The sequence below is a fragment of the Mycobacterium neglectum genome (assembly GCF_002591975.1).
In the GTDB taxonomy this organism is placed as follows: domain Bacteria; phylum Actinomycetota; class Actinomycetes; order Mycobacteriales; family Mycobacteriaceae; genus Mycobacterium; species Mycobacterium neglectum.
Window position 1 is genome coordinate 1 of sequence record NZ_NVQE01000065.1, and the last position, 20,001, is coordinate 20,001.

Annotated in this window: 19 protein-coding genes; 9 read left to right on the top strand and 10 right to left on the bottom strand. The window is 66.2% G+C overall.

Annotated elements, in window-relative coordinates:
* Positions 1-300: 300 nt before the first annotated feature.
* The 3 genes from CSQ99_RS28685 (at position 301) to CSQ99_RS28695 (ending at position 5,309) form a co-directional block, all read left to right on the top strand.
* Positions 301-690, top strand: a complete 390-nt coding sequence (locus CSQ99_RS28685) for a hypothetical protein (protein WP_245909139.1) — start codon at positions 301-303, stop codon at positions 688-690.
* 200 nt (positions 691-890) lie between these two features.
* Positions 891-2,852: an MFS transporter gene (locus CSQ99_RS28690; RefSeq protein WP_099042397.1), complete on the top strand. Its 1,962-nt coding sequence runs from the start codon at positions 891-893 to the stop codon at positions 2,850-2,852.
* Positions 2,853-3,008: 156 nt separating this feature from the next.
* Entirely contained in the window at positions 3,009-5,309 is a 2,301-nt protein-coding gene (locus tag CSQ99_RS28695) for an esterase-like activity of phytase family protein (protein ID WP_099042398.1), read from the top strand.
* A 21-nt stretch (positions 5,310-5,330) separates the two neighbouring features.
* On the opposite strand, the gene CSQ99_RS28700 is transcribed toward CSQ99_RS28695, so the two are convergent.
* Positions 5,331-6,329, bottom strand: a complete 999-nt coding sequence (locus tag CSQ99_RS28700; RefSeq protein WP_099042388.1) for an AraC family transcriptional regulator — start codon at positions 6,327-6,329, stop codon at positions 5,331-5,333.
* A gap of 81 nt (positions 6,330-6,410) precedes the next feature.
* Between CSQ99_RS28700 and CSQ99_RS28705 the strand changes: the two genes are divergently transcribed.
* Together CSQ99_RS28705 and CSQ99_RS28710 are read left to right on the top strand one after the other, a co-directional pair.
* Positions 6,411-7,190, top strand: coding sequence for an alpha/beta hydrolase (locus CSQ99_RS28705; protein ID WP_245909140.1), 780 nt, complete (start codon positions 6,411-6,413; stop codon positions 7,188-7,190).
* 29 nt (positions 7,191-7,219) lie between these two features.
* Complete coding sequence (locus tag CSQ99_RS28710) at positions 7,220-7,435, top strand: hypothetical protein (RefSeq protein ID WP_099042389.1); 216 nt, start codon at positions 7,220-7,222, stop codon at positions 7,433-7,435.
* 8 nt (positions 7,436-7,443) lie between these two features.
* Here CSQ99_RS28710 and CSQ99_RS28715 read toward each other — a convergent pair whose 3' ends face one another.
* The 5 genes from CSQ99_RS28715 to CSQ99_RS28735 form a co-directional block, all read right to left on the bottom strand.
* Positions 7,444-7,968, bottom strand: coding sequence for a hemerythrin domain-containing protein (locus CSQ99_RS28715; protein ID WP_099042390.1), 525 nt, complete (start codon positions 7,966-7,968; stop codon positions 7,444-7,446).
* Positions 7,969-7,981: 13 nt separating this feature from the next.
* Positions 7,982-8,812: a ferredoxin family protein gene (locus tag CSQ99_RS28720; protein WP_099042400.1), complete on the bottom strand. Its 831-nt coding sequence runs from the start codon at positions 8,810-8,812 to the stop codon at positions 7,982-7,984.
* Positions 8,813-8,862: 50 nt separating this feature from the next.
* Positions 8,863-10,080, bottom strand: coding sequence for a cupin domain-containing protein (locus CSQ99_RS28725; RefSeq protein ID WP_099042401.1), 1,218 nt, complete (start codon positions 10,078-10,080; stop codon positions 8,863-8,865).
* A gap of 7 nt (positions 10,081-10,087) precedes the next feature.
* The gene (locus CSQ99_RS28730) at positions 10,088-10,279 is read right to left on the bottom strand and encodes a hypothetical protein (RefSeq protein WP_083125074.1); all 192 of its coding nucleotides are present in this window, start codon (positions 10,277-10,279) and stop codon (positions 10,088-10,090) included.
* A 102-nt stretch (positions 10,280-10,381) separates the two neighbouring features.
* The gene (locus tag CSQ99_RS28735; RefSeq protein ID WP_176561271.1) at positions 10,382-10,657 is read right to left on the bottom strand and encodes a hypothetical protein; all 276 of its coding nucleotides are present in this window, start codon (positions 10,655-10,657) and stop codon (positions 10,382-10,384) included.
* 306 nt (positions 10,658-10,963) lie between these two features.
* On the opposite strand from CSQ99_RS28735, the gene CSQ99_RS28740 reads away from it, so the two are divergent.
* Together CSQ99_RS28740 and CSQ99_RS28750 are read left to right on the top strand one after the other, a co-directional pair.
* A complete protein-coding gene (locus tag CSQ99_RS28740) occupies positions 10,964-11,632 on the top strand; it encodes a DsbA family protein (protein WP_176561272.1) in 669 nt (222 codons plus the stop codon).
* A 652-nt stretch (positions 11,633-12,284) separates the two neighbouring features.
* Positions 12,285-12,500 carry a hypothetical protein gene (locus CSQ99_RS28750; protein ID WP_099042392.1) on the top strand — a complete coding sequence of 72 codons (216 nt, stop codon included), beginning with the start codon at positions 12,285-12,287 and terminating at the stop codon, positions 12,498-12,500.
* Positions 12,501-12,535: 35 nt separating this feature from the next.
* Here CSQ99_RS28750 and CSQ99_RS28755 read toward each other — a convergent pair whose 3' ends face one another.
* Together CSQ99_RS28755 and CSQ99_RS28760 are read right to left on the bottom strand one after the other, a co-directional pair.
* Complete coding sequence (locus CSQ99_RS28755) at positions 12,536-15,892, bottom strand: ATP-binding protein (protein ID WP_099042393.1); 3,357 nt, start codon at positions 15,890-15,892, stop codon at positions 12,536-12,538.
* Positions 15,885-16,571, bottom strand: coding sequence for a DUF4194 domain-containing protein (locus CSQ99_RS28760; RefSeq protein ID WP_099042394.1), 687 nt, complete (start codon positions 16,569-16,571; stop codon positions 15,885-15,887). Before CSQ99_RS28760 ends, CSQ99_RS28755 begins: the two co-directional genes overlap by 8 nt.
* Positions 16,572-16,842: 271 nt before the next feature.
* Here CSQ99_RS28760 and CSQ99_RS28765 point away from each other — a divergent pair, with 271 nt between their 5' ends.
* Together CSQ99_RS28765 and CSQ99_RS28770 are read left to right on the top strand one after the other, a co-directional pair.
* The gene (locus tag CSQ99_RS28765) at positions 16,843-17,364 is read left to right on the top strand and encodes a hypothetical protein (protein ID WP_176561273.1); all 522 of its coding nucleotides are present in this window, start codon (positions 16,843-16,845) and stop codon (positions 17,362-17,364) included.
* Positions 17,365-17,378: 14 nt separating this feature from the next.
* Positions 17,379-17,807: an RDD family protein gene (locus CSQ99_RS28770; protein ID WP_176561275.1), complete on the top strand. Its 429-nt coding sequence runs from the start codon at positions 17,379-17,381 to the stop codon at positions 17,805-17,807.
* A 47-nt stretch (positions 17,808-17,854) separates the two neighbouring features.
* On the opposite strand, the gene CSQ99_RS28775 is transcribed toward CSQ99_RS28770, so the two are convergent.
* Together CSQ99_RS28775 and CSQ99_RS28780 are read right to left on the bottom strand one after the other, a co-directional pair.
* Positions 17,855-18,256 carry an ester cyclase gene (locus tag CSQ99_RS28775; RefSeq protein WP_099042396.1) on the bottom strand — a complete coding sequence of 134 codons (402 nt, stop codon included), beginning with the start codon at positions 18,254-18,256 and terminating at the stop codon, positions 17,855-17,857.
* Between the two features lie 93 nt (positions 18,257-18,349).
* Positions 18,350-19,786, bottom strand: a complete 1,437-nt coding sequence (locus CSQ99_RS28780) for a DUF3375 domain-containing protein (protein ID WP_176561274.1) — start codon at positions 19,784-19,786, stop codon at positions 18,350-18,352.
* Positions 19,787-20,001 lie beyond the last annotated feature (215 nt).

A 20,001-nucleotide genomic window follows, 5' to 3' on the forward strand; every position in this document is an offset into this window, starting at 1 on the left:
TCTGCCTGGCGCGACGCCGTACCAACGTCCTTTACGCACTGATCCGTGACAACCGCACCTGGCAACCTGATTCACCCCCCGTCACCACGACGACGGCGGCTTGACTTCTTCATTGAGAGTCCTTTCGCGCGTCACCAGGTATTCGGAGCCAAACGGGCCGCGGATGCTTTGTCTACGCGGGCAAAACGGCGTGCGCGACGGCGGGAAGACGCACAATCGTCTAGACCGCGACGCCTCCTCGCCTAAGGGGATTCCATGAGACGACAATCGGCTGCAGTCATTGGCGTGGTTGCAGCGGTCATGACGGTTGGGATTGCCCCGGCGGCCTCGGCGCAGCCAGGCGCCTACAACCCCGAGGCCCAGTTCATCCGCACGGCCGGCAATGTGCGCTGCGTGGTCAGTGCGGAGAAGGCCGCGTGCGAGCAGGGGGCAGGATTTCCCGCGGCCCCGGTCAACGGTTCCGGCGGGCACTGGCCCGTCGCATCGGTGGATGCCGCCGGCGAGTTCAGCTGGGACGAGGCCCCTATCGGCCCGACCGTTGGCAACGAAGTGGCGATGGTCAACGGCCAGCCGTATCGGTTCCATGGCTGGAGCCTCCTGTTGACGATCGAAGGAACGCGGCTGACGAACGACACGAGCGTCCATGGCATGAACGTCTCGATCGACGGGACCACGGTCACGCCCTACTGATCGCATTCGGACGACGGCCGAAGGGTTCCATCCGCCCGTCCGCGTGTGGGGGTATTGAACCTTGGAAGTTGCTGTGTAGGAATAAATTCAAACGCGGCGTAGTTGCCTCACCGCGTGCCTGCCCCTGTCTCCGCGAACCATCGCCCGAACTCGGTATGGCGGCCTTTTACCAGGCTGACCGCTACCTTCGGGCCGATCTGATGCGCCAGGGACCTCTCGCCGGACGGTATCCGGCGGTGGCCGCGATGGTCACACTTGCCTTGATTCCGTATTTGGCTCTGTCGTCCGCGATCGACCCCTTGGTCCCGATCATCACTGACCAACTCCACATGTCCGAGCAGGCGATGAGCTTGAGTTCGGGGTTGGGCAATGCGGCCTACGCGGTGGGTACGGTTCTCGCTGTTCAGTTCGCTCAGCACCTGCCGCAGCGCAGGATGCTGGTCGGTTATGCCGTAGTGCTGGTGGTGGGGTCGGTGCTCGCCGCGGGTGCGCAGAACTCGGGCATGTTCATCGGTGGCCATGTGCTGCAGGGTCTGGCGACGAGCATGCTGTTGATCGCCGCCGCGCCACCGCTGACAATCGGCTTCCCTCGGGACAAGCTGCGCCATACCGCGGTCATCATGAACATGTGCGTCTTCGGGGCGGTGGCACTCGGCCCGTTCATCGGAGGTGTTCAGGCCGAATCGCATGCGTGGCGGCCGCTGTTCTGGATCGTCGCCGCCATCGCGGTGCTAGCTTTGATCATGGCGGCGTTGACATTTGAGGACGCGCCGCCTGCAGACCTCGACGCGCCGACCGACCTGAAGGCGATCGCCTTGGCGACGGTCGGGTGTACGGCCGCGTTCGTCGGCGCGGCGCAGTTGACGACGCATGAACTCGGCGACCTGGCAGCCAGCGTGCCGATGTTCGGTGGCCTGGCGCTGATCGTGGTGTTGATCGTCTACCAGTTCAGGGCACAGCGTCCTCTGCTGACCGTCCGCACGATGTTGACGAGCGCGATTCCCGTTGCCGGGGTGGGGGTCGCCTTGTTCGCGGCAGCAGCGTCGGTGGCGGCGACGGCGCTGACGGCCAATGTGTTGTTGCAGGGCTTCAGCCCGGTCCAGGTGGGGCTGCTGTATCTGCCGGAGGTCGGCGGCGCCATCGTGATGGCGTTCGTCTTCGGATTCGTCATCACCCGCAAGGCGATGCACTACCTGCCGTTGGTGGGCATGGCGCTGCTGGCGGCGGGGATCGTCGTCTTCGGGTTCGCGCTGCCCAGGAATGTGCCGTTGATCTTGGTCGGCTCGGGGTTGACGGGATTGGCGCTCGGAGCGACCGTCGCGCCGGCGTTGTTCGTGGCGGGCTTCTCGTTGCAGTCGGCGAGCCTGCAGCGGGTGTTCGCGATCATCGAGTTGCTGCGGGCGGTCGCCGCGTTCATGGTGGCGCCGATCCTCGCGCACGTGGCGATCGCGTTGCCGGGCGACCTGAACGCAGGCACGGGTGTGACGCTGTGGATTGGTTTGGGGTTGGCAATCGGCGGCGCGGTGTTCGGGGTGGCGATCTATGCATTGAGCGGCGCGCGACCGCAGACGCCGGACCTGGACGAGTTCCTCGACGGAGAGTCGCCCGCGTGGTACTCGCCGCCGTTGTTGGCGCGGCTACGGGGATTGCCGTCAGAGGTAGGAGTCGCTGGCGAGGCCACGACTCCGATTGCGGTGCGGGAACCAATGTCGGTCGGTCCGGTGGTCTTCGGCTACGACGGGTCGGATCTGGCGGCGTGCGCGATCGAGCAGGCGGCGGCGCAATTGGAACCGGGACGGTGCGCTTTGGTCGTGTGCGTGTGGCAGACGGCCGACGTGGGTTTCCAACCTGTCGACGGCAAGCGCTTCGACGCCGACAAGGCGACGGATGTGGGGCGGGCCGCAGAGGCCACGGCGTGGCACGGGGCGTCATTGGCGGCGAAGGCGGGGCTGGTCGCGGAAAGCGTTGCGGTGGAAGCGGCGCCGACGTGGAAGGGCATCGTCGCGGCGGCAGATGAACACCGGGCGAGCCTCATCGTTTTGGGACCACACCGCCGCAGTGGATTGCTGGGGCATCTGCAGGGGAGTGTGGCGGCGGCGGTTGCCGCGCATACGACGATCCCGATCTTGCTCATTCCCGAGTGCGCCGTGCTGAATCCCTAGTGACGCGCCGGCCGACAACCAACTCGTTGCCGCACGTTCACCGGCGGATCCCTCTTTGGCCACCTGTCCGCGTCAAGATCACGCGACTCATCGGACAACTGAAGAGGATGACGCGTGAAGGCGACACACTGGGCCCGGGCAGTGGCCGCGGCGACGATGGCCGCGCTGATGGTGGCGGGATGTTCGACGGGCCAGCAGGAGGAGACGCCCGAAACCAGCCGCCCCGACACCCCGAAGGCCTCGTCGCCGATCGATTTCAACCAGCCGGCGTCCGACCGCTATCACCGGTTGGCCACGTATCCGGTGTATCTGAACAAGCCGGGCGAAGATCCTGTCGAGGCGGAGACCGTCGCCGAGATCTCGACGGTCACCCCGGACGGCAACACCGTCATCTACACCGACGCGGCCGCCAAGCGCATCGGCTTCCTCGATATCCGTGATCCGGCGAAACCTGCTGGCCGGGGCACACTTTCGCTCGCTGAGCTGGGTCACGCCGACGACCAACCCACCTCGGTGGCCGCCATTGGCGAATTCGTGTTGGTCGTGGTCGACACCACCGGCGGCGACTTCACCAAACCATCGGGGCGCGTGGACATCGTGCGCGTCGCCGATCGCACCCGAGTGCACAGCATCGACCTCGGGGGGCAACCGGACTCCATCGCCATCAGCGCGGACGGATCCTTCGCCGCGATCGCGATGGAGAACCAGCGCGACGAGGAGTTCACTCCGCCGGGAGCCGAGGAGGGCGACTTGCCGCAGCCCCCAACCGGATTCCTGCAACTTCTCGACCTCAAGGGTGCGCCGAACACCTGGACACCGCGCAAGGTCGACTTCGACGCCGAAGCGGCGCGCGCCGCGGGCCTTGACACTCCCGAAGACCTCGAGCCTGAATACGTGAGCATCAACTCACGCGGCCAGGTCGCGCTGACGATGCAGGAGAACAATGGCATCGCGATCATCGACGGCCGCACGGGGCAGGTACAGAAGATCTTCAGCGCCGGAAGCGTAGCCGTGGAGGGCATTGATATCGCCGAGGATGGCGCGATCGATCAGACCGGCTCGATCGACGACACTCCGCGCGAGCCCGACGCCATCGGCTGGATCGGCGACGACCACATCGCCACCGCCAACGAGGGCGACTGGAAGGGCGGCACTCGCGGCTGGACCATCTTCGACGCCAACACGGGCGAGGTCGTCTGGGATGCGGGCAATACCTTTGAGCAGCTGGCCGTGCGCACGGGCATGCACATCGAGAGTCGCGCCGAATCGAAGGGTCCGGAGCCAGAAGGCCTGGCGATCACCGACATTGGTGGAAAGCCCACGGCGCTGATCGCGTCGGAGCGCAGCAATTTTGTGGCCGCGTATGACGTCAGCGACCCAAATGCGCCGGTGTTCCGCCAGATCATGCCGACGACGCCCGGTCCCGAGGGTGTCTTGCCCGTTCCGGCGCGGAACCTTCTGGTCATCTCGTCGGAGGCGGACGAAGCCGAGAACCGGGTGCGCGCGTCGGTCAACGTGTACGGGTTCGGCGACGAGTATGCCGCGGTGGGCGGCAAGCCGGCGTTCCCGTCGATCGTGTCCGGCGACGTCGACGGCGCGCCGATTCCGTGGGGTGCGCTGGGTGCGTTGTCGGTCGATCCGGCCGATGAGAACCGGCTGTACACGTCACCGGATATCGCGGTCGGGCCGTCCCGGATTCTCGGCATTGACCTGTCGAAGACGCCGGCGCTGATCGATACCCAGTTGGCGCTGACCGAGGACGGCAAGCCGGTCACGCTGGACATCGAAGGTGTATCCGCCCGTGCCGGCGGCGGATTCGTGCTGGCCGTGGAAGGTGAAGAGGGTCCGGGCAATCAGCTGGTGTACGTCGCGGCGGACGGGAAGGTCGAGAAGAAGGTCGCGCTGCCCGGCGACGTCGCCGGAGCGTTGGGGTCTCAGGGCCTTGAGGGTGTGGCCGTCGACGGCGATAGCGTGTGGGTGGCGGTGCAGCGCGAGATCAAGGGCGACCCAGCGGGTGTGGTGCGGATCGGCCGGTACACCCCGGAGGGCGAAAAGTGGGAGTGGTTCGGGTATCAGCTGGAGCAGACCTCTGCGAAGGACGATTGGATCGGGCTGTCGGAGATTCAGGTGCACGACGGGTCGCTGCTGGTCCTGGAGCGCGACAAGATGAACGGCCCGGACGCTCGCGTGAAGGCGATCTATCGGGTCGCGATTCCCACTGAGGCGGGCGTGGCGTCGGCGAGCGAGGCGCCGAAGGTGCTGCCGAAGACGTTGGCGCGCAACCTGTTGCCCGATCTGCAGGCGACCAACGGTTTCGTGCAGGAGAAGGTCGAGGGCTTCGCCGTCGCGGGTAACGGCGCGCTGTACGTCGTCACCGACAACGACGGCCTCGACGACGCCAACGGCGAGACGCAGTTCCTCGGTCTCGGCCCGGCAGGTGAGGCGCTCAAGGGGTAGATCGAGGAGCGGCGCGACCGCCTACGCCGGCGCACCCTCGCGGCATTGCCTCGGTGTCCTGCCGAACCAGCGTCGGCACGACCGGTTCAACGCGCTCTGCTCGGCATACCCGAGCAGACCGGCGATCTGCGCGAGATGCAGGTCCGGCTCGGCGAAGTAACGTGCCGCCTGGGTGCGGCGTTCGCGGTCGATGATGTCTTGGCAGCGGGTGCCCTCGTCTCCCAGCCGCCGCTGCAGCGTCCGCGGATGCATCGCGAGCTCGCCGGCGATCGCCTCGGCGGTGCACTGCCCGGTGGGGAGCAGTCGGCGCGCCAGCTCGGCCACGCGGTCGGACAGCGTCGCACCGGCGGGAAGGTATGTCGCCTCGAGGTATTCGGTGGCGATGCGATGTGTCTGCGGGTCGGCGTTCTCGTTGCGACGGGCGGCCAGCTCCGCCGACAGCTCGAAGGAACACGGCTGTTCGAAGTGCACCGGGCAGCCCAGTGCGTCACGGTAGGCGGCGTCGGTGCCCTGCTGGGGGTGCGGGAAGGAGACGGCGTCCAGACGCGCTGACGGCCCGCCGAGCATGCGGACAATTCGCGCGGCGATGCCCATGCTCAGCTCGTATCCCTGGATGTAAGGAACTCCCGGCTCGGCCATTTCGTAGATGAACTCGACGCCGCCATCCTCGCGTGGCCGGGCGGCCAGCGTCAGCGCGGGGGAATGAACATGAAGGAAGCCCTCGACGGCCTCGATACCACTGAGCACCGTCGACGCACTGCGCACGATCACCGCGATGGGCCCGATGATGTGCAGGCCTTGGCGTCCCGATAGGCGCAACCCGAAGTCGGGGCAAGTCAGCTCATCGGCGGTGGCTTCGAGAATCCGGACGAGCGACGCAAAAGGGATGAACGTGTCCTCCTCGTGCTCGGTGCCCGAAGGGATGCCGAAGCGGTCCAGAAAAACCTCCGGATCTGCCCCGAGCTCGCGTACGAGCCCGGGGTAGCCCCACATGGCCGTGGCCCGGATCAGGTTGGTCATCGTTTCTCCCTGTCGGGAAATGGTAAAAAGTTGTCGGCTTCGGTAAAGACCAGGAGACGTGCTGTCCGCCATTCTCGATGCATGACGCGCCACATTGTGAGGATTCGTCGTGAGATCGTGCGGGCGGCACTGAGGGGGTGCCGCCCGCCGTTGGCGTCGCATCGGACCTCGGTGCGCGCCGAAGGAAAGATGTATGACGCCGTCGCAACGTTGACGCGACCGGTCGAGGGCCTGCAGTGGCAGCGAGAGGTCCTCGGCGGGGTGCCGGTTGAGCGGACGGTCCGCGTAGGTGCCAACGCAACGCTGATCTACCTGCATGGCGGCGCGTATGGGCTGGGCAGTGCGCGCGGCTACCGGGGTGTCGTCGGCAGACTGGCCGAGGCAGCGTGGATGGCGGCCGTGGTGCCGGACTACTCGTTGGCGCCGGAGGCGGTGGCGCTCGAGGAGATGGTCGAGGTGTACACGGCTCTGTTGGCTGACGGGACGGATCCTCAAACGACGGTGATCGCGGGTGATTCAGCGGGCGGCGGATTGGCGCTGGCGCTGACGATGACGTTGCGAGACAGGGGAATCGCGCTGCCGGCGGCGTTGGGTTTGATACGCCCGTCGATCACGTCGGCGGTGTCCCCGGTGGACGGGAACTTCGCGGGTCTGCCGCCGATTGTGTGGCAGAGCGCGAGCGAGGATCCACTGGTGGAGAAGATCGCCACCGTGGCAACGGATGTCGAACGCCAGCGCTTCGACGGGCTGTGGCACGACATCCACCTGCACGCGGGTGTGCTGGCCGAGGCGGACTTTGCGCTGGCCGAGCTCGGTGCGCGGTTGCGCGCGCACGTGCAGGGCAGGGTGGGAACGACGTAATCCCTCGCGGAGGGGTACAACGGTGGCATATGAAATATGCGCTCGGTGCCCTTTACCTGGCGGGCTGGTTGACCACCACGTTCCTGCTGCTGCGCAGCGGCGCGTTCGCCGACGAGAGTCGCCGCAAGCACCGCGCGATCGCCGGGATCGTCGGCGCGGTCTTCGCGTTCGCGCTGGCGGCGGTGTGGCCGATTTCGGGATGGATACTGCCGTTCCTGCGCAACGCGCTGGACGACGACGGCTGATCTTTCGCTCAGGAGTGCTTGGCGATGTAGTCGTCGGCGTCCTTGTCGCGGTTGTCGACGTTGATCGTCGTCTCGCGATCGGCATAGAGCCGCAGCCACTGCATCGCCAGATCGTGCCGGAGCTCCAGTGAGGCGCTCTTGATGAAGTCCGGCATCGCCTCGCGCTCTTCCTCGTCGAGGTGTTCGCCGTTCTGCTTGCGGGCCTCGAACACGGCGTCGAACCATTCCTTCGTGCCCGGCTTGTGTTCGCGTGAGCGACGGATCGCGTCGCGGATCGAGTTGTGGTCGGTGATGGCGTCCTCGGTTTCGTCTTCCGGGTCGCCCTCGGGATTGCCGCGGTCCTGGCTGCCGCCGTGTTTGAGCAGCGCCGGGTAGAAGACGGCCTCCTCGACTTCGGCGTGGACATCGAGGCGGGCGCCGAGGGCGTCCCAGATCGCGGCGAGCTCGGCGTCGGACTTCGCGTCGTCCAACCGGAAGAACTGACGACGAAACCAGTCGTGGTCGGCATATATCAGCTCGATGATGTCCGCCATGCAAACAGCCTCCTCAGCCCGACGAGATTGACACTAATTCGAACGTGCGCACCGAGCCCGCGACCGTCGCACGGCACATGGACAGCAGCGGCTCCGACATCTTCTCCGCGAGAACGACATTCACGGAGCCCGAGTCCGTGCGGAGCTCGACGCGGATTTGGTGCTCGGCGTGTTCGACGTTCAGCGGTGACAGGGCGCCGATGCGGTCCTCGCCAAGGGACTCGCGCGCGAAATACTGCGCGGCCTGCACCGGGTGGGGTAGGGACGTGCGTCCGCGCAGATATCTGTGGTCCAGCCGGCCGTCGAAGTATTTGGCCACCAGGCCGGCGGAGTCGGTCGAGTCGACGCGCCCGTAGCACAGACCCTCGGGCAGGATCAGCATGGTAGCGGCGAACCGGTCGCCCCCCAAATGCGAACACTCCCAAGTGAAGTCGGGGTATTCGGCCGCGATGGCCGACGCTGCGCCGCGTCCGCGGACGGCGCAACACTGGTCGTGCTTGCCGTGCGCGCAGACCGCGACCAGTGGGCCGTCGACCCGCTCGCCGTCCGAGCCGTCGATGGCGATGTCCAGGTAGCCGCGGGCGTCGTCGACCTCTCCGGCGTAGAGCGCCTCGCTGCCCTCTTCGCATTGCGCGATGAACCATCGCCAGCGCGGCGTCTCGTCCCGGCGTCCCGGCCGGCGTATCGCGGTGACCCGCAGGCCCTGCGCTTCGATGCGGCGGCAGATGCTGCGTCCGAGTTCGCGGTCGATGAGGGAGGGGGAGTCGAGGAATGCCGATTGCCCCCAGCCGCCGCACAGTTCGAGCATCGCCCAGGACCGTCCGGCACCGGCCGTGCCGTACATGGGGTCATTGCGCGTCAGCGATTGGTCGCTGCACGGCGTGCGTTTGGGGTTCACCCTTGTGCGTCCTCGACCGCCACCACGACAGCCTCCCGGAACAGCCGGCGAATGAGGACCGTGGCGTCGGCGTGGTCGAGGCCCGGCAGTGTTTCGGCGTCCGCGACGAGTCCGTGTTGCAGCGCCTCGACCGCCGTGGCGCACGAGTCGGGAAACGTGATGGTCCGGTCCGGCAGCCGCAGGCAGACCTGTCCACCAAGGTGCTCCAGTGTGCCGATCAGGCCGTGGCGCCATCGAACTCGTTTTGTGCCGGCGGCAGTCATGGCGTCCATAGTGGCCAGGGGCCGTACCGCGACGGGCCGGGTCCTTTGCGAGTGACGATCCGACAACTGCGCGGCTGCCGCGTCGCTGAGGTCGGCGGCCCTCTCGCGTAGGGCGTCGGCCAGCTGCGCCATCACTTTGCTTGTCGTCGAGGCCATTTCACTGCGATCGGTGGCATCGATGCCCATGGGTAGAGATTTCCTGAACTCTTCGTCCTCGGCGAGGGTGTCGACGACCGCGCGTACCACGTCGAGGTACGTCAACGCCGAGACGCCGATCGTCAGGTGGATTGACGTGGTGTCCAGGGATCGGGCGGAGTGCACCCAGCCGCGGGGCAGGTACAGCGCGTTGCCGGCCTGCAGAACGGTGTCGATGATCGGGGCGTCGCGGACGCGTGCGGTGATGGCGTCGCGGTGCTCGGTCCATGGCTGCGAGTCCAGCGGGTGCTGGCGCACGGGTTCGTGCACCGTCCAGCGCTTCTCGCCGGCGGCTTGCAGGACGAATACGTCGTGGACGTCGTAGTGGTGCTCGAATCCCTGGGCGTCCGGCGGGGTGATGTAGGCGTTGGCCTGGACGGGATGACCGAGGTCGTCGGTGAGGCCGCGGACGAAATCGATGAGCGGGGGCCACAGCCGGTGCAACCCCTGCAGGACGATCGTCGCGCCGGCGGCGAATTCGGCCAGCACCTTGGCCGAGTCGACCTGATCGGGCATCTCGGCGCCGAAGCCGGCCGGTCCGGTGTAGCAGCTGCGGGCCAGCACGTCACCGGTCTTGGCCATCCGGATGAAGGGCGCGCGTACCCCGCGCTCAGCGATCAGCTCATCAACCGCAGTTGGTGAGAGGAGGTCGCTGAAGTCGCGGGGCAGCGCGGTGGTGCGAGTGAGCAGGGGTTTGCGGCCCCAGTATTCGGTGGCGAACACACCGGTATCAGTAGCCACACACCGGCTCAGCATGCTGGCCTCAGGCGGTTCCGTCGGCACCGCCGTCGTGACCCTCGGGGTTCGAGCCGCCGTCGGCCGTGCCCTCGCCGCTCTTTTCCTCGTCCGCGGTTCCGTCGGCGCCGCCGTCGTGGCCTTCGGGGTTGGAGCCGCCGTCGGCGGTCCCTTCTCCGCCGCCGCCTGCTGTCGTCATGTCGTCATCGTCGAGTGCCATGATGGTTCCTTTCTTGGGCTGATCACGCACTTCGGGTGTTCACCCCCCGAGCGCAGCCCAAACGCCGGTAGCGACGTCAATTTCGCCGTCGTTTCGGGCGGGCTAGACGGTGTCCCGCGCGTCGTCTGCGGCAAAGGTGTGAGTGAGGTGACCATCAGGTTCGACGTGCACGGTGCCGTCCTCATGGGCCCCCGGCAGGTCCGGCATCTCATGACGATTACCTGGCGAGCGCCGGCGCAGGAACCACATCAGCACACCCACCGACGCCGCCCCAGCCGCGATCACCGTCGGCCACGCCAAGGCCTGAGCGAGCCAGACGCGCCGCTGCACCTTGACGATCCGCTGTTCTGCGTGCCGAAGCCGGGTCAGCTTGTTCATGCCTGTCGGGATGCCCAGGACGAACCCGCAGAAAACCAGCAGGGGTCGAGCTCCGCTACGAGGACCGTCGGCCGCTGGACCAGACGACGTAGACGCCGTTGTACCTGACCGACCAGGGCCTGCGTTCCGCGGCTGCGGAGGTCGATGGTTCCGGTTGCCAAGCTCAGAGCGACTGTGTCGCTCAAGTACTACGGCTCGCCCCACCATCAGCGACAGTGTCGCTCTGAGCTTGGCAACTCGACAGTCGCCCGCACTCGGCGGACTCCACGACTCACTGTCACTGGACGGCACGACATGATGGAAGCCATGGACGGAACACGGGTGAAGCGGACGGTGCGTGCCCTCGGAGCAGTGCTCGGCGTGATCGTGGCATTGCTGATGTGTGGACCGACCGCAGGGGTCGCGCAGGCGGCCGTCGCGGCGCCGGCGGGGGATGTGATCGCGATCGGCGACCCGCATGCACTCGGGGTGGTCGATCTCTACGTGGATCCGATGTGCCCGTACAGCGGGCAGATGGTCCAAGAGCAGGGCGACGACATCGGTCGACGCATCGAGAACGGCACGCTTCGGGTCGACCTTCGGTTCGTGGACTTCCTCGACAAGTACTCGGCGAGCAAGACCTACGACATTCGCGCGACCTACGCGGCCTTTGTCGTTGCCGACCAGTCGCGATCGAGCGACATCACGTGGCGCTTCGTACAGCAGATCTTTTCGGCTGAGCAGCAGCCGCAGGAGGGAGGGCCCACGGATCTCGACAACAATCAGCTCGCCGAGCTGGCCAACCGCGTGGGCGCACCCCCACCGGCTCAAGATCTCATCAGGCTCGGCCTACCGATCGGTTACGACGCCCGGGCCATTGCGGCCAACAACCTCGCGCTCCTGCGCCAGTTTCCCGAGCCCGGTGTGCCGACCGTCGTGATCAATGGTCAGCCCGTCGACGGAAATTTGGACTGGCTCGACCTACTACCGGGCTGAGAAGGTCGCTGCGGCTGCCGAAGCTGTGGGTGGATACCCGGCGTCAGATCACGTCATCATTTGATGACGGCCGTCTTGCGCACTTCGCGGCGCAGCGACGTGATCTCCGAGATGGTGCTTCTTTACCGAACTGACTCTCGAAATCGGGTTTTGTCTCAGATTCGCTTCCGCATGAGTGACGGACCAAGCCCTCGGAGGCGCAGCAAACAACAACGTAGGGAAACACCCGATTCCTGTGCTGAGTCGGTGGAGCTACGGTTCCGTTCAGCACAAAGATGAAGGGGTTGCTATGAGGAATGGATGCGTTGCCTGCGCCGTCGGCGTCGTTCTTGCGGCCGCGGCACTGTGGTCCGCGTCTCCGGCTATGGCTGAGCCGTGGACGATGCCCGACTTGGTCGGGACCGATCTGCAGGGAGCACAGGACGCAATCCAGTCGATTAGCAACGGTGAGGTCTTATTTAGCAGTTCGACAGATCTCACCGGTCAGGGACGGGCACAGCTTAGCGACCGGAATTGGACCGTGTGCAGTTCCACTCCACTCGCTGGCACTTCGTTCACGACGAGCACCGAGATCGACTTCGGCGTCGTAAAAGACTCGGAGACTTGTCCGTAAGCCGCTACGAGAGCGAGATCGTCCAGCCGGGGTAAGTCGATGAAGTTTTGGCACAACGTGATCCTGACCGCAGGCATCGCGGCAGTCGTGTCTATAGCGGGCGCAGCGGTCGCAAATGCCGATGACTACATCGACTTCGGGGTGAATGAGGCGGCATGCAAGAGCGCCGCGAGGCAAGCAAACGCCGCAGGGAACAGCTACTCATACTGCTATGAGACTGGTCCCGGCCATTACTCGCTTTACTACGCAGACTGACCATCCGATCTAACAGCAGTCCGTTCGCCAAAGCGTCACACCCCAACCGGCTCCTTCGCAGCCGCCTTGCGCATCTCTTGGCGCAGTGACGTGAATTCCGAGATGGTCCTGGTGGCGACCGTCGCGACGGGGCGGACGTTGCGACCGGTGGCCTCCGTCTTGGACACCATCACCACGCTGTCGATGTAGGGCTGGATCGTTGTCGCGTTCTGCACGGTCGCCACGATCACCAGCTGGAAGCCGAACTTGCGGAACGCCGACAGCGCCTGCTGCGCGAACTGCGGGTCGGACTTGGAGAACGCCTCGTCGAGCATCAGCTGCGCGAACACCGGTGTGTTGTCGGCACTCTCGGGGCTGGCCAGGTTGAAGCTCAGCGCGCCCGCGAGGCAGAACGCCATCAGCTTCTCCTGCTCACCGCCCGAGTTGTCGCCCGCGTTGCTGTGCGTGCGGATCAACTCGTCGCCCGCCCACTCCGCGCAGTCGAACGTGAACCGGTTGCGCACATCGAGGGCGTCGCGCGTCCACGCCTTGTCCTCCGGCGCGGTGGACGCCAGCCGGTTGCGCAGCCGCAGAATGTCGGCGTACTGGTCGAGGATCGCCTGCTTATCGCCAAGGCCCACCTCGGCGATGCGCCGCGAGATGGACCGCACGATCTCGGTGAGCTCGGCGACCGCGGGCAGCTGCCGCGGGGTGGCGCGCAGCGTGAGGCGGGTGCCGCGGTTGAACTCGACTGAGCCCAGTCCGGTGTTGACGCGCTCGATCTGCTCGGCGATGCGCCGCGTCTCCTGCTCGGCGACGCGGTGCAGCGTGAGAATCGCATCCGGTGCCTGCTCGGTGACCAGGCGCATCATCCGCTCATAGGCCTCGGGCAGTTCGCGCTCGTCGATGTGGCGGCACAGCGCGACGTAGTCGTGCACCCGCTCGTCGAAATCCTCGCTGTCGTTCGGAATCGCGTCGGGGAATGACGTGTCGAACGTGTTGAGGATGCGGGCCAGCTCGTCATAGGACCGGCGCCGACTCTCGCGCAGCTGCTCGCGATCCTTCTTGATCGACGTGAACAGCGCGTCGCGATGCGGCTCGGGATCGAGCAGCTCGAGCGAGACGGGCAGCTGCGCGGCGTAGCGGTGCAGCAGCTCGGTCAGCGGTTCGGACACGAACGCCGGCGACAGCCGCTCGGCCAGCTCCATCAGCCGGGTGCGACGGTCGTCGAGGCCGTCGCGCCGGGTCTGGATTGCCCCGCGGCGGGTCATGAATTTCTGGATCTGCGACCAGCATTCGTCGGCGCGCGCATTGAGCGCATCGAGGTCGGGGTTCTCGGCGAGCAGCAGCTCGTACTGTTCGCGCAGCCGCTCGGCGTGCCCGTCGGCGGTCTCGGTGTCGATCTGGCTCCACTGCGGGTACTGCTCGCAGATCGCCTTGCACGCGGTCGCGCGGTCGCGCCACTGCTGGCGTTGGGCGGCGATGTCGTCGGCGACGCGGCGGGCCTTCTGGTACGTGTCCTCGGCGGAGGCGAGTTCCAGGGTCAGTGCGTTGATCTTGGCGGTGACGTCCCCCTGGTACAGGTACTCGGACTGCCTGACGGCCTTGCGGTCGTCCTTGATCGCGAGCCGGTCGGAGTCCTTGTACAGCCCGGTGTCGGTGACCGCGCGGCGGAACCGGGCGAACACGTCGGGGGTGTCGACGCAGATGTGGTCGCCGGCTCCTGTGATGACGTCGACGGCTTCGGCCGCGCACGGATGTGCGGGGTCGACGGCGAACAGCTTGCCGGCCAACGTGTTCGGCTCGGGCTCTTCCGGTTCGGCACCCAGCATCTTCGTCCGCACGTGGTGCAGTTGCAGGCGGCCGCGCATGTCGGTCTCGTTGACGAACCGCAGCACCTTCTCCCAGTGCTGGTCGGGCACCAGCAGCCGCAGCCCTGCGCCTCGTAGGACCTTTTCTACGGCGGTGCGCCAACGGGTCTGGTCCGGCTTCAGGTCGAGCAGTTCGGCGATGTAGGGCAGCTCGGTGGAATCGGCTTTGATGGCCGCGCAGATGTGGTCGCGCATCGCGATGGCGAACTCCGGCAGCGCAGAGCCGACGTGCTCGACGCGTTTGAGTTCCTTGGCGGCGGCGTCGCGGGCGATGCGGGCGGACTTCTGGGCGTATTCGGCGTCGGTGGAGGCCTCGCGGTTGCGTTCGACCTTGGCGAGCAGTTCGGTGGCCTGGGTGAGCAGTTCCTCGCGGAGGTTCCAGAACTCGTCGGAGGTGTCGGGGTGCTCGATGTCCTGGGCGGTGAGCAGGTCGTCGTAGGCGGCGCGACGGCGTTCGACCTGCTCGGCCTCGGTCTCGGCGGCGGTGACCTGGGACTGCAGCGGGGCGATGTTGGCGCTGGATCCGCTGATCTGCGCGTTGAGCGAATCCGCTTCCGCCTTGGCCAGATTGAGGCTGCGGGTGACGTCTTCGTACTCGTTCTCGAGCTGGTCGATGGTGCTGTCCAGCGTGGCGATCTGCTCGGGGCACTGGGCAAGGCGGACGTGGTCGGTGAACGCCCGCACCATCGGCGCGTCGACGAGGTCGATGATGCCGAGGTCGGAGGACTCGGAGGTGTAGCGGTGCTGGATGGCCTCGATGTCGCCGAGGATTTTGCGTTTCTTCTGGGCGACGGCCAGGAGTTCGCGGGCCTCGACCAGCGGGTCGATCTGCTTGAGCGCCTCGGGTAGCCGGGCGAGGCTGTCGGGTTCGTCGAGCATGAACTCGCGGACGAACTGCTCCAGTCCGCCAACGCTTTTCAGCGACTTGGCCTTGCCGAGCAGCTGCTGGGCGGCGTCGGAGGCGCGGATGCCGATGGTGGCGTACAGCTGCGCGAGGTACTGGGATTCGACCTTGGTGGAGAACCGCCAGTGCTCCGTGAAGACTTTCGCATCGAAACGCCCAGCGGCCCAGCGGTTGCAGATGTCCTCGATGTCGAGGTCGCCGTCGCCGAGGATGAAGCGGCTCGACGAGTCGTTGCGCGACTCGCCGGTCAGCCATTTGAGCACCAGGCCGGTGACGGTGCGTCCGGAGTCGCTGGCGTAGGTGACAGCGACGGCCGACCAGGCGGTACCGTCGCCGCGGAGGTACATGACGCGGCTGGAGCCGCCGTCGCTGCGCTGGCCCCAGGCCCCGCGGACATATTTGTCGACGGTGCGGCGCCCGGCGCTGGATCCGGCGGCGGTGTTGTCGCCGGAGGCGTTGAAGTTGCGGCGGTTGAACGGCAGGAAGCCCAGCGAAATGGCGTCGAGCAGTGAGGATTTGCCGCTGCCGGAGGCGCCGGCGATTAGCGCTCCGCCGCTGCTGAACGGGATGGAGTGGTAGCCGTCGAACACACCCCAGTTGATGACCTGCAGCCTTGCGAGGTGGAACTGTTCAGTCAAGGTCGGTCTCTTCCTCAGCTGGAGCGCCGCCGTTGAGCAACTGTTCGAACTGCTGCTGCAGCTCGGTGATGACCGAGGCGGTCATGATGGCGGTGATGACGGGGGAGATGGTGTAGCTGTCCTCGTCGTCGCGGCTCTTGCGCAGGATCTCCAGGCCGGTCAGGCGGGCGATGGCGGCGTCGATGCGGGCGGCGAAGGTGACGGCGTCACGGTCGGTGTCGTTGAGGATGGCGGAGAACAGGCCGTGCATCTCCTCGCGGCTGATGAGGACGCTCTGTCCGGCGGCGGCACGCATCATCTGGGCGAGGTGCAGCGCCAGGATAGAGTCGTAGGTGCCGAGCGGCTCGCGGCGCAGAACCTTTATGCCCCTGGCAGATTCGTAGCGGGCCTGTTCGATGAACGCGATGTCGGTGCCGTCGACGATGCGCAGGATCAGGTCGAGTTCGGAGAGCCGGACGGCGAGTTCCTTGCGGTATTCCACGACCCAGCTGTAGACGTCGGCGTCGGCGTCGGCGCTGAGGTAGCGGCGGGTGAGCAGGTGCTGCAGTGCCCAACAGGCGCGGTCGGGGAGTTCGGAGACGTCGCCGTCGAAGCGCGGGCGGCGGTTGCCGGGTGGCCGTGCGGTCTGCTGGTCGACCTGGGGGAGTGAGGAGAAGTCGATATCGGCTTCAGTGCTCACTTGCGTTCCTCGATCTGTAGTTGGTGGGACGCCCCAACATAGGGCACGGCCCTGACATCTCGAGCGCCCGGCGGGGTCGTGTCGGCGAACAAATTCGTCGCGTCGCCGGTTTGCCGACGTCAGCGGAATGTCTTCGCTCTCAAGCCTTTGTGCCCACACGGAGAAGGGTGGTGCCGCTGTGATTTCTGAGGCGCATGGTGTCGGCGGACACGGAGGGGTCGGCAAACGCCGTTGCGTCAGATTTGGGCACCAAGAGAACTACCATGCGGTGATGGGCACCGAGGTCGACCTGCTGAAACACCCGGTGGTGTCCGCCACCGTGGGTACGGCGGCGTTGGCTGTCGGAGCCGCCGAGGCCGCGTATCGGGTCGCGGAGAAGGTACCGGTGTTCGGGCCGTTGATGCGGCGCGGTGTCGTCGGCCTGTCGGACCGGGGCGACAAGTGGGTGACCCAGAGCGCGGGCCAGTTCAAGGCACTGGTGGCCGCGGTCGCGGTCGGTCTGGTGGACCTGGTGCTCGATGAGATGGATCTGAACGCGCTTGTGCGTGAGCGAGTGGATATCGACGCCCTGGCCGCCGATCTCGACATCGACGCGGTGATCAACCGTGTCGACCTGATCGCGTTGGCTGACAGGGTGATTGAAGGCGTAGATCTACCGGCGATCATCCGCGAATCGACGAATTCGATGACCGCCGAGGTGATGACGGACGTGCGTACACAGGGCGAGCGCGCCGACGACGTCGTGGCCGGAATCGTCGACCGCATGCTGGGGCGTGACCGGGACGACCGGTGACCTCTTCGGAACCCATGGTTGAGCGGGCAGCCGGGATCGTCACCCGGGGGGTGGCCGCGGTTATCGACCTGGTGGTGGTGCTGCTGATCATGAGCGCGCTCTACGGCGGCATGGTGTTGGTGCGGCTGGTGTATTCGCCGACGGATTTCAGCCTGCCGTCGGTGAGCGTCGTGTTCTCGACGGTGGTGACATTTGTGGTCGCGGTGTTGTATCTGACGGGATGCTGGACGCTCTCGGGATCGACCGCGGGTGCGGTGGCGATGGGTCTGAGGGTCGTCGGGCGAAGGTCGCAGCGAGTGAGCCTGCTGGTCGGATTGTTGCGTGCGACGACCTGTGTGCTTTTCCCGATCGGCCTGCTATGGGTGGTGGCCGACCGTCGACGAAGGTCGTTGCAGGACATCGTCTTCCGGACGCGGGTGATCTACATGAAGGGTGCGCGGTGACGGGGAGCCAATCGTGCGCCGTGCGGCCGATTGGACCGCGTCAGCCGCTACTTCGCGAGCAGGTGGTGATACAGCTCGAAGGAGGCCTGTTCGACCCAGCCGCGCTGTAGCTTCCCGTCTTCTACCGTCCACAGGGCGGTGCCGGTGAGCGCGATGGGCTTGCCGTTGGGTTCAGTGCCGAGAATGCCGTTGTTCGTGCCGGTCAGGACCCATCGGGAGGTGACGCGGGTGCCTTCCGCGTCTTGAAAGGTCTCGATGGTGTCGACGTGCAAGTCGTTGACGTGGTCGAGGAACTGCTTCACCCAGTTCTTGACGCTTTCCTTGCCAGTGATTTCCTGGCCGCCGGCTTCGATGACGACGTCGTCGGCGACGAACGTGTCGACGGCATCGGGATCGTGGGCGTTCCAGACCTCATCCCAGAAGGTGTTGACAATCTCCGTTGATCGCATGTCGCAACGATTTCCCGTGATGCGGCCGCCGTGGGGTATTCGACACATGCGGCGGAGTCAGTTTTCGCTGAGTGGCGTGATCGTTGATCCTGGTCACGTTGCTGCTCCGGCGAGGGTAGTGATGGGTTCGGTGAATTTCAAACGGGGGACTGCGATTTCGCGGTCGCGGCCGTCGAGGGATCGGAAGCGGACGGTGGTCGACTCGGCTTGTTGCGGGTTGGGCTGGGTGAGGGCCCAGGACCACAGCACGATGACGTGACCGAGGTAAGCGGTGTCGAGCATGGCGACGGCGTCGGGGAGTTCGACAGGCCCGTCACGTAGTGCGCGGTTGAGCATGTCGGACATGGCGGAGGCGTCGACCTGGGTGGTGAGGGCGGCGAAGCTGGTGAGGTCGACATCGCTCGCGGCGTGTTCGGCGGGCTTGGGATTGGACAGGTCGCCGATCTTGAAGCTAAGCGCTCCAACGGAACTGATGGCGTGGCGGGTGAGCGGGACCTCGATGTCGAGGCGTGAGTCGGTGAAGCTGGACTTGAGCAGCGCGCGGGCGGCGCCGATGGCCTCGTTGAGTTGGCGGGCGACGCCGCGGCTCTGCTCCATGGTGCCGAAGGCGGTGAAGCGTTTGACGCGTTGGGCGCAGCGCTGCTGGATGCGTTCGACTTCGTCGATCTGGTGGCCGACGAGTTCGAAGAAGCCGGCCATGACCTTGCGGAGGGCGGGGTCGAGGGCGGGCAGGGCTTCGGCAACGGCGGCAACGTCGGTCTCGAACTCGGCGCGCTGGTCGGGGTCGTTGATCATGCGCAGGAATGCGCGGTGGGAGTCGCGGCCCTGGGAGTCCCAGGCGGTCTGGTAGTCGGTGTACATCTGGCGCTGGCGGTCGCGGTACTCGGTGTTGGTGTCGATGGGTTCGTCGAGGGCCGCGGTGGCCTGCTCGATCATGGTGCCGTACTGGCCGATGTCGGTGATGAGGCGTTCCATCTGCAGGGCGATGGCGCGGGCTTCGTCGTAGCAGCCGGTGACGTCGGGTTGGGGGCGTTGGCCGGCGTCGAGTTGGTCGAGTTCCTCATGGAGGGCTGCGATTTCGGCTTCGATGTGCTTGCGGATGCGGGCGGGGTCGTTGTCGACGCGGACGGCAATTTGTTTCATGCGCGAGGCGATGCCGGTGATGGAGCCGCCGGTGGCGATGGTGTCCTGGCGGCGCATCGACCTTAGGAAGTCGAGGGCGCGGCGGGTGTCCTGGGTGAGGTAGCAGACGTTCTGGTCATGGCGTTCGTCGACGATGCGGTGGAGCCACCCCTGGGCGGCCCAGGACTTGATGAGGGCCAGGCCGGACTGAGGGTCGTCGAGCTCGGCGAGGTCACGCTCGAGGTGGACGACGAGCTCGGTCTCGGGGACGGCACCGTCGCTGAGATGGCGCTCCATCAATGTCGCGTACAGGCTGAGGTTGGTTGTCGCGAGCAGGCGGATGGCGCGGGAGCCTTGTAGGTCGCGGTTCAGTTCGAGCAACTCGGGCAGCCCCACGTCGTCGTCCACCCGTTCATCTATCCAGTTGAGTTCGTCCGGCGGCCCCAACAATAGGGCACGGGGGCGACATGTCCGGTGCGGCGACGGGCCGTGTCGATGGGGTGCCTCTCTATTTGTCAAGAGGCGTCTGCGAGTGCTTCCGAAGATGTTCGAATGGTGCGGTCTTCGTCGGCGAGCATGATGCGCCAGAGATGCCCCGCGAGATGCCGTTTGAGCGCGCGGGT

Excerpts from the sequence above, each read along its gene's own strand:
- CSQ99_RS28765 (WP_176561273.1), top strand. The coding sequence starts at position 16,843 with ATGGGCACCGAGGTCGACCTGCTGAAACACCCGGTGGTGTCCGCCACC.
- CSQ99_RS28770 (WP_176561275.1), top strand. The coding sequence starts at position 17,379 with ATGGTTGAGCGGGCAGCCGGGATCGTCACCCGGGGGGTGGCCGCGGTT.
- CSQ99_RS28730 (WP_083125074.1), bottom strand. The coding sequence starts at position 10,279 with ATGGCACTCGACGATGACGACATGACGACAGCAGGCGGCGGCGGAGAA.
- CSQ99_RS28700 (WP_099042388.1), bottom strand. The coding sequence starts at position 6,329 with ATGACCAACCTGATCCGGGCCACGGCCATGTGGGGCTACCCCGGGCTC.
- CSQ99_RS28775 (WP_099042396.1), bottom strand. The coding sequence starts at position 18,256 with ATGCGATCAACGGAGATTGTCAACACCTTCTGGGATGAGGTCTGGAAC.
- CSQ99_RS28720 (WP_099042400.1), bottom strand. The coding sequence starts at position 8,812 with ATGTACGGCACGGCCGGTGCCGGACGGTCCTGGGCGATGCTCGAACTG.
- CSQ99_RS28685 (WP_245909139.1), top strand. The coding sequence starts at position 301 with ATGACGGTTGGGATTGCCCCGGCGGCCTCGGCGCAGCCAGGCGCCTAC.
- CSQ99_RS28695 (WP_099042398.1), top strand. The coding sequence starts at position 3,009 with ATGGCCGCGCTGATGGTGGCGGGATGTTCGACGGGCCAGCAGGAGGAG.
- CSQ99_RS28715 (WP_099042390.1), bottom strand. The coding sequence starts at position 7,968 with ATGGCGGACATCATCGAGCTGATATATGCCGACCACGACTGGTTTCGT.
- CSQ99_RS28710 (WP_099042389.1), top strand. The coding sequence starts at position 7,220 with ATGAAATATGCGCTCGGTGCCCTTTACCTGGCGGGCTGGTTGACCACC.
- CSQ99_RS28740 (WP_176561272.1), top strand. The coding sequence starts at position 10,964 with ATGGACGGAACACGGGTGAAGCGGACGGTGCGTGCCCTCGGAGCAGTG.
- CSQ99_RS28735 (WP_176561271.1), bottom strand. The coding sequence starts at position 10,657 with ATGAACAAGCTGACCCGGCTTCGGCACGCAGAACAGCGGATCGTCAAG.
- CSQ99_RS28725 (WP_099042401.1), bottom strand. The coding sequence starts at position 10,080 with ATGCTGAGCCGGTGTGTGGCTACTGATACCGGTGTGTTCGCCACCGAA.
- CSQ99_RS28705 (WP_245909140.1), top strand. The coding sequence starts at position 6,411 with ATGACGCGCCACATTGTGAGGATTCGTCGTGAGATCGTGCGGGCGGCA.
- CSQ99_RS28750 (WP_099042392.1), top strand. The coding sequence starts at position 12,285 with ATGAAGTTTTGGCACAACGTGATCCTGACCGCAGGCATCGCGGCAGTC.
- CSQ99_RS28690 (WP_099042397.1), top strand. The coding sequence starts at position 891 with ATGCGCCAGGGACCTCTCGCCGGACGGTATCCGGCGGTGGCCGCGATG.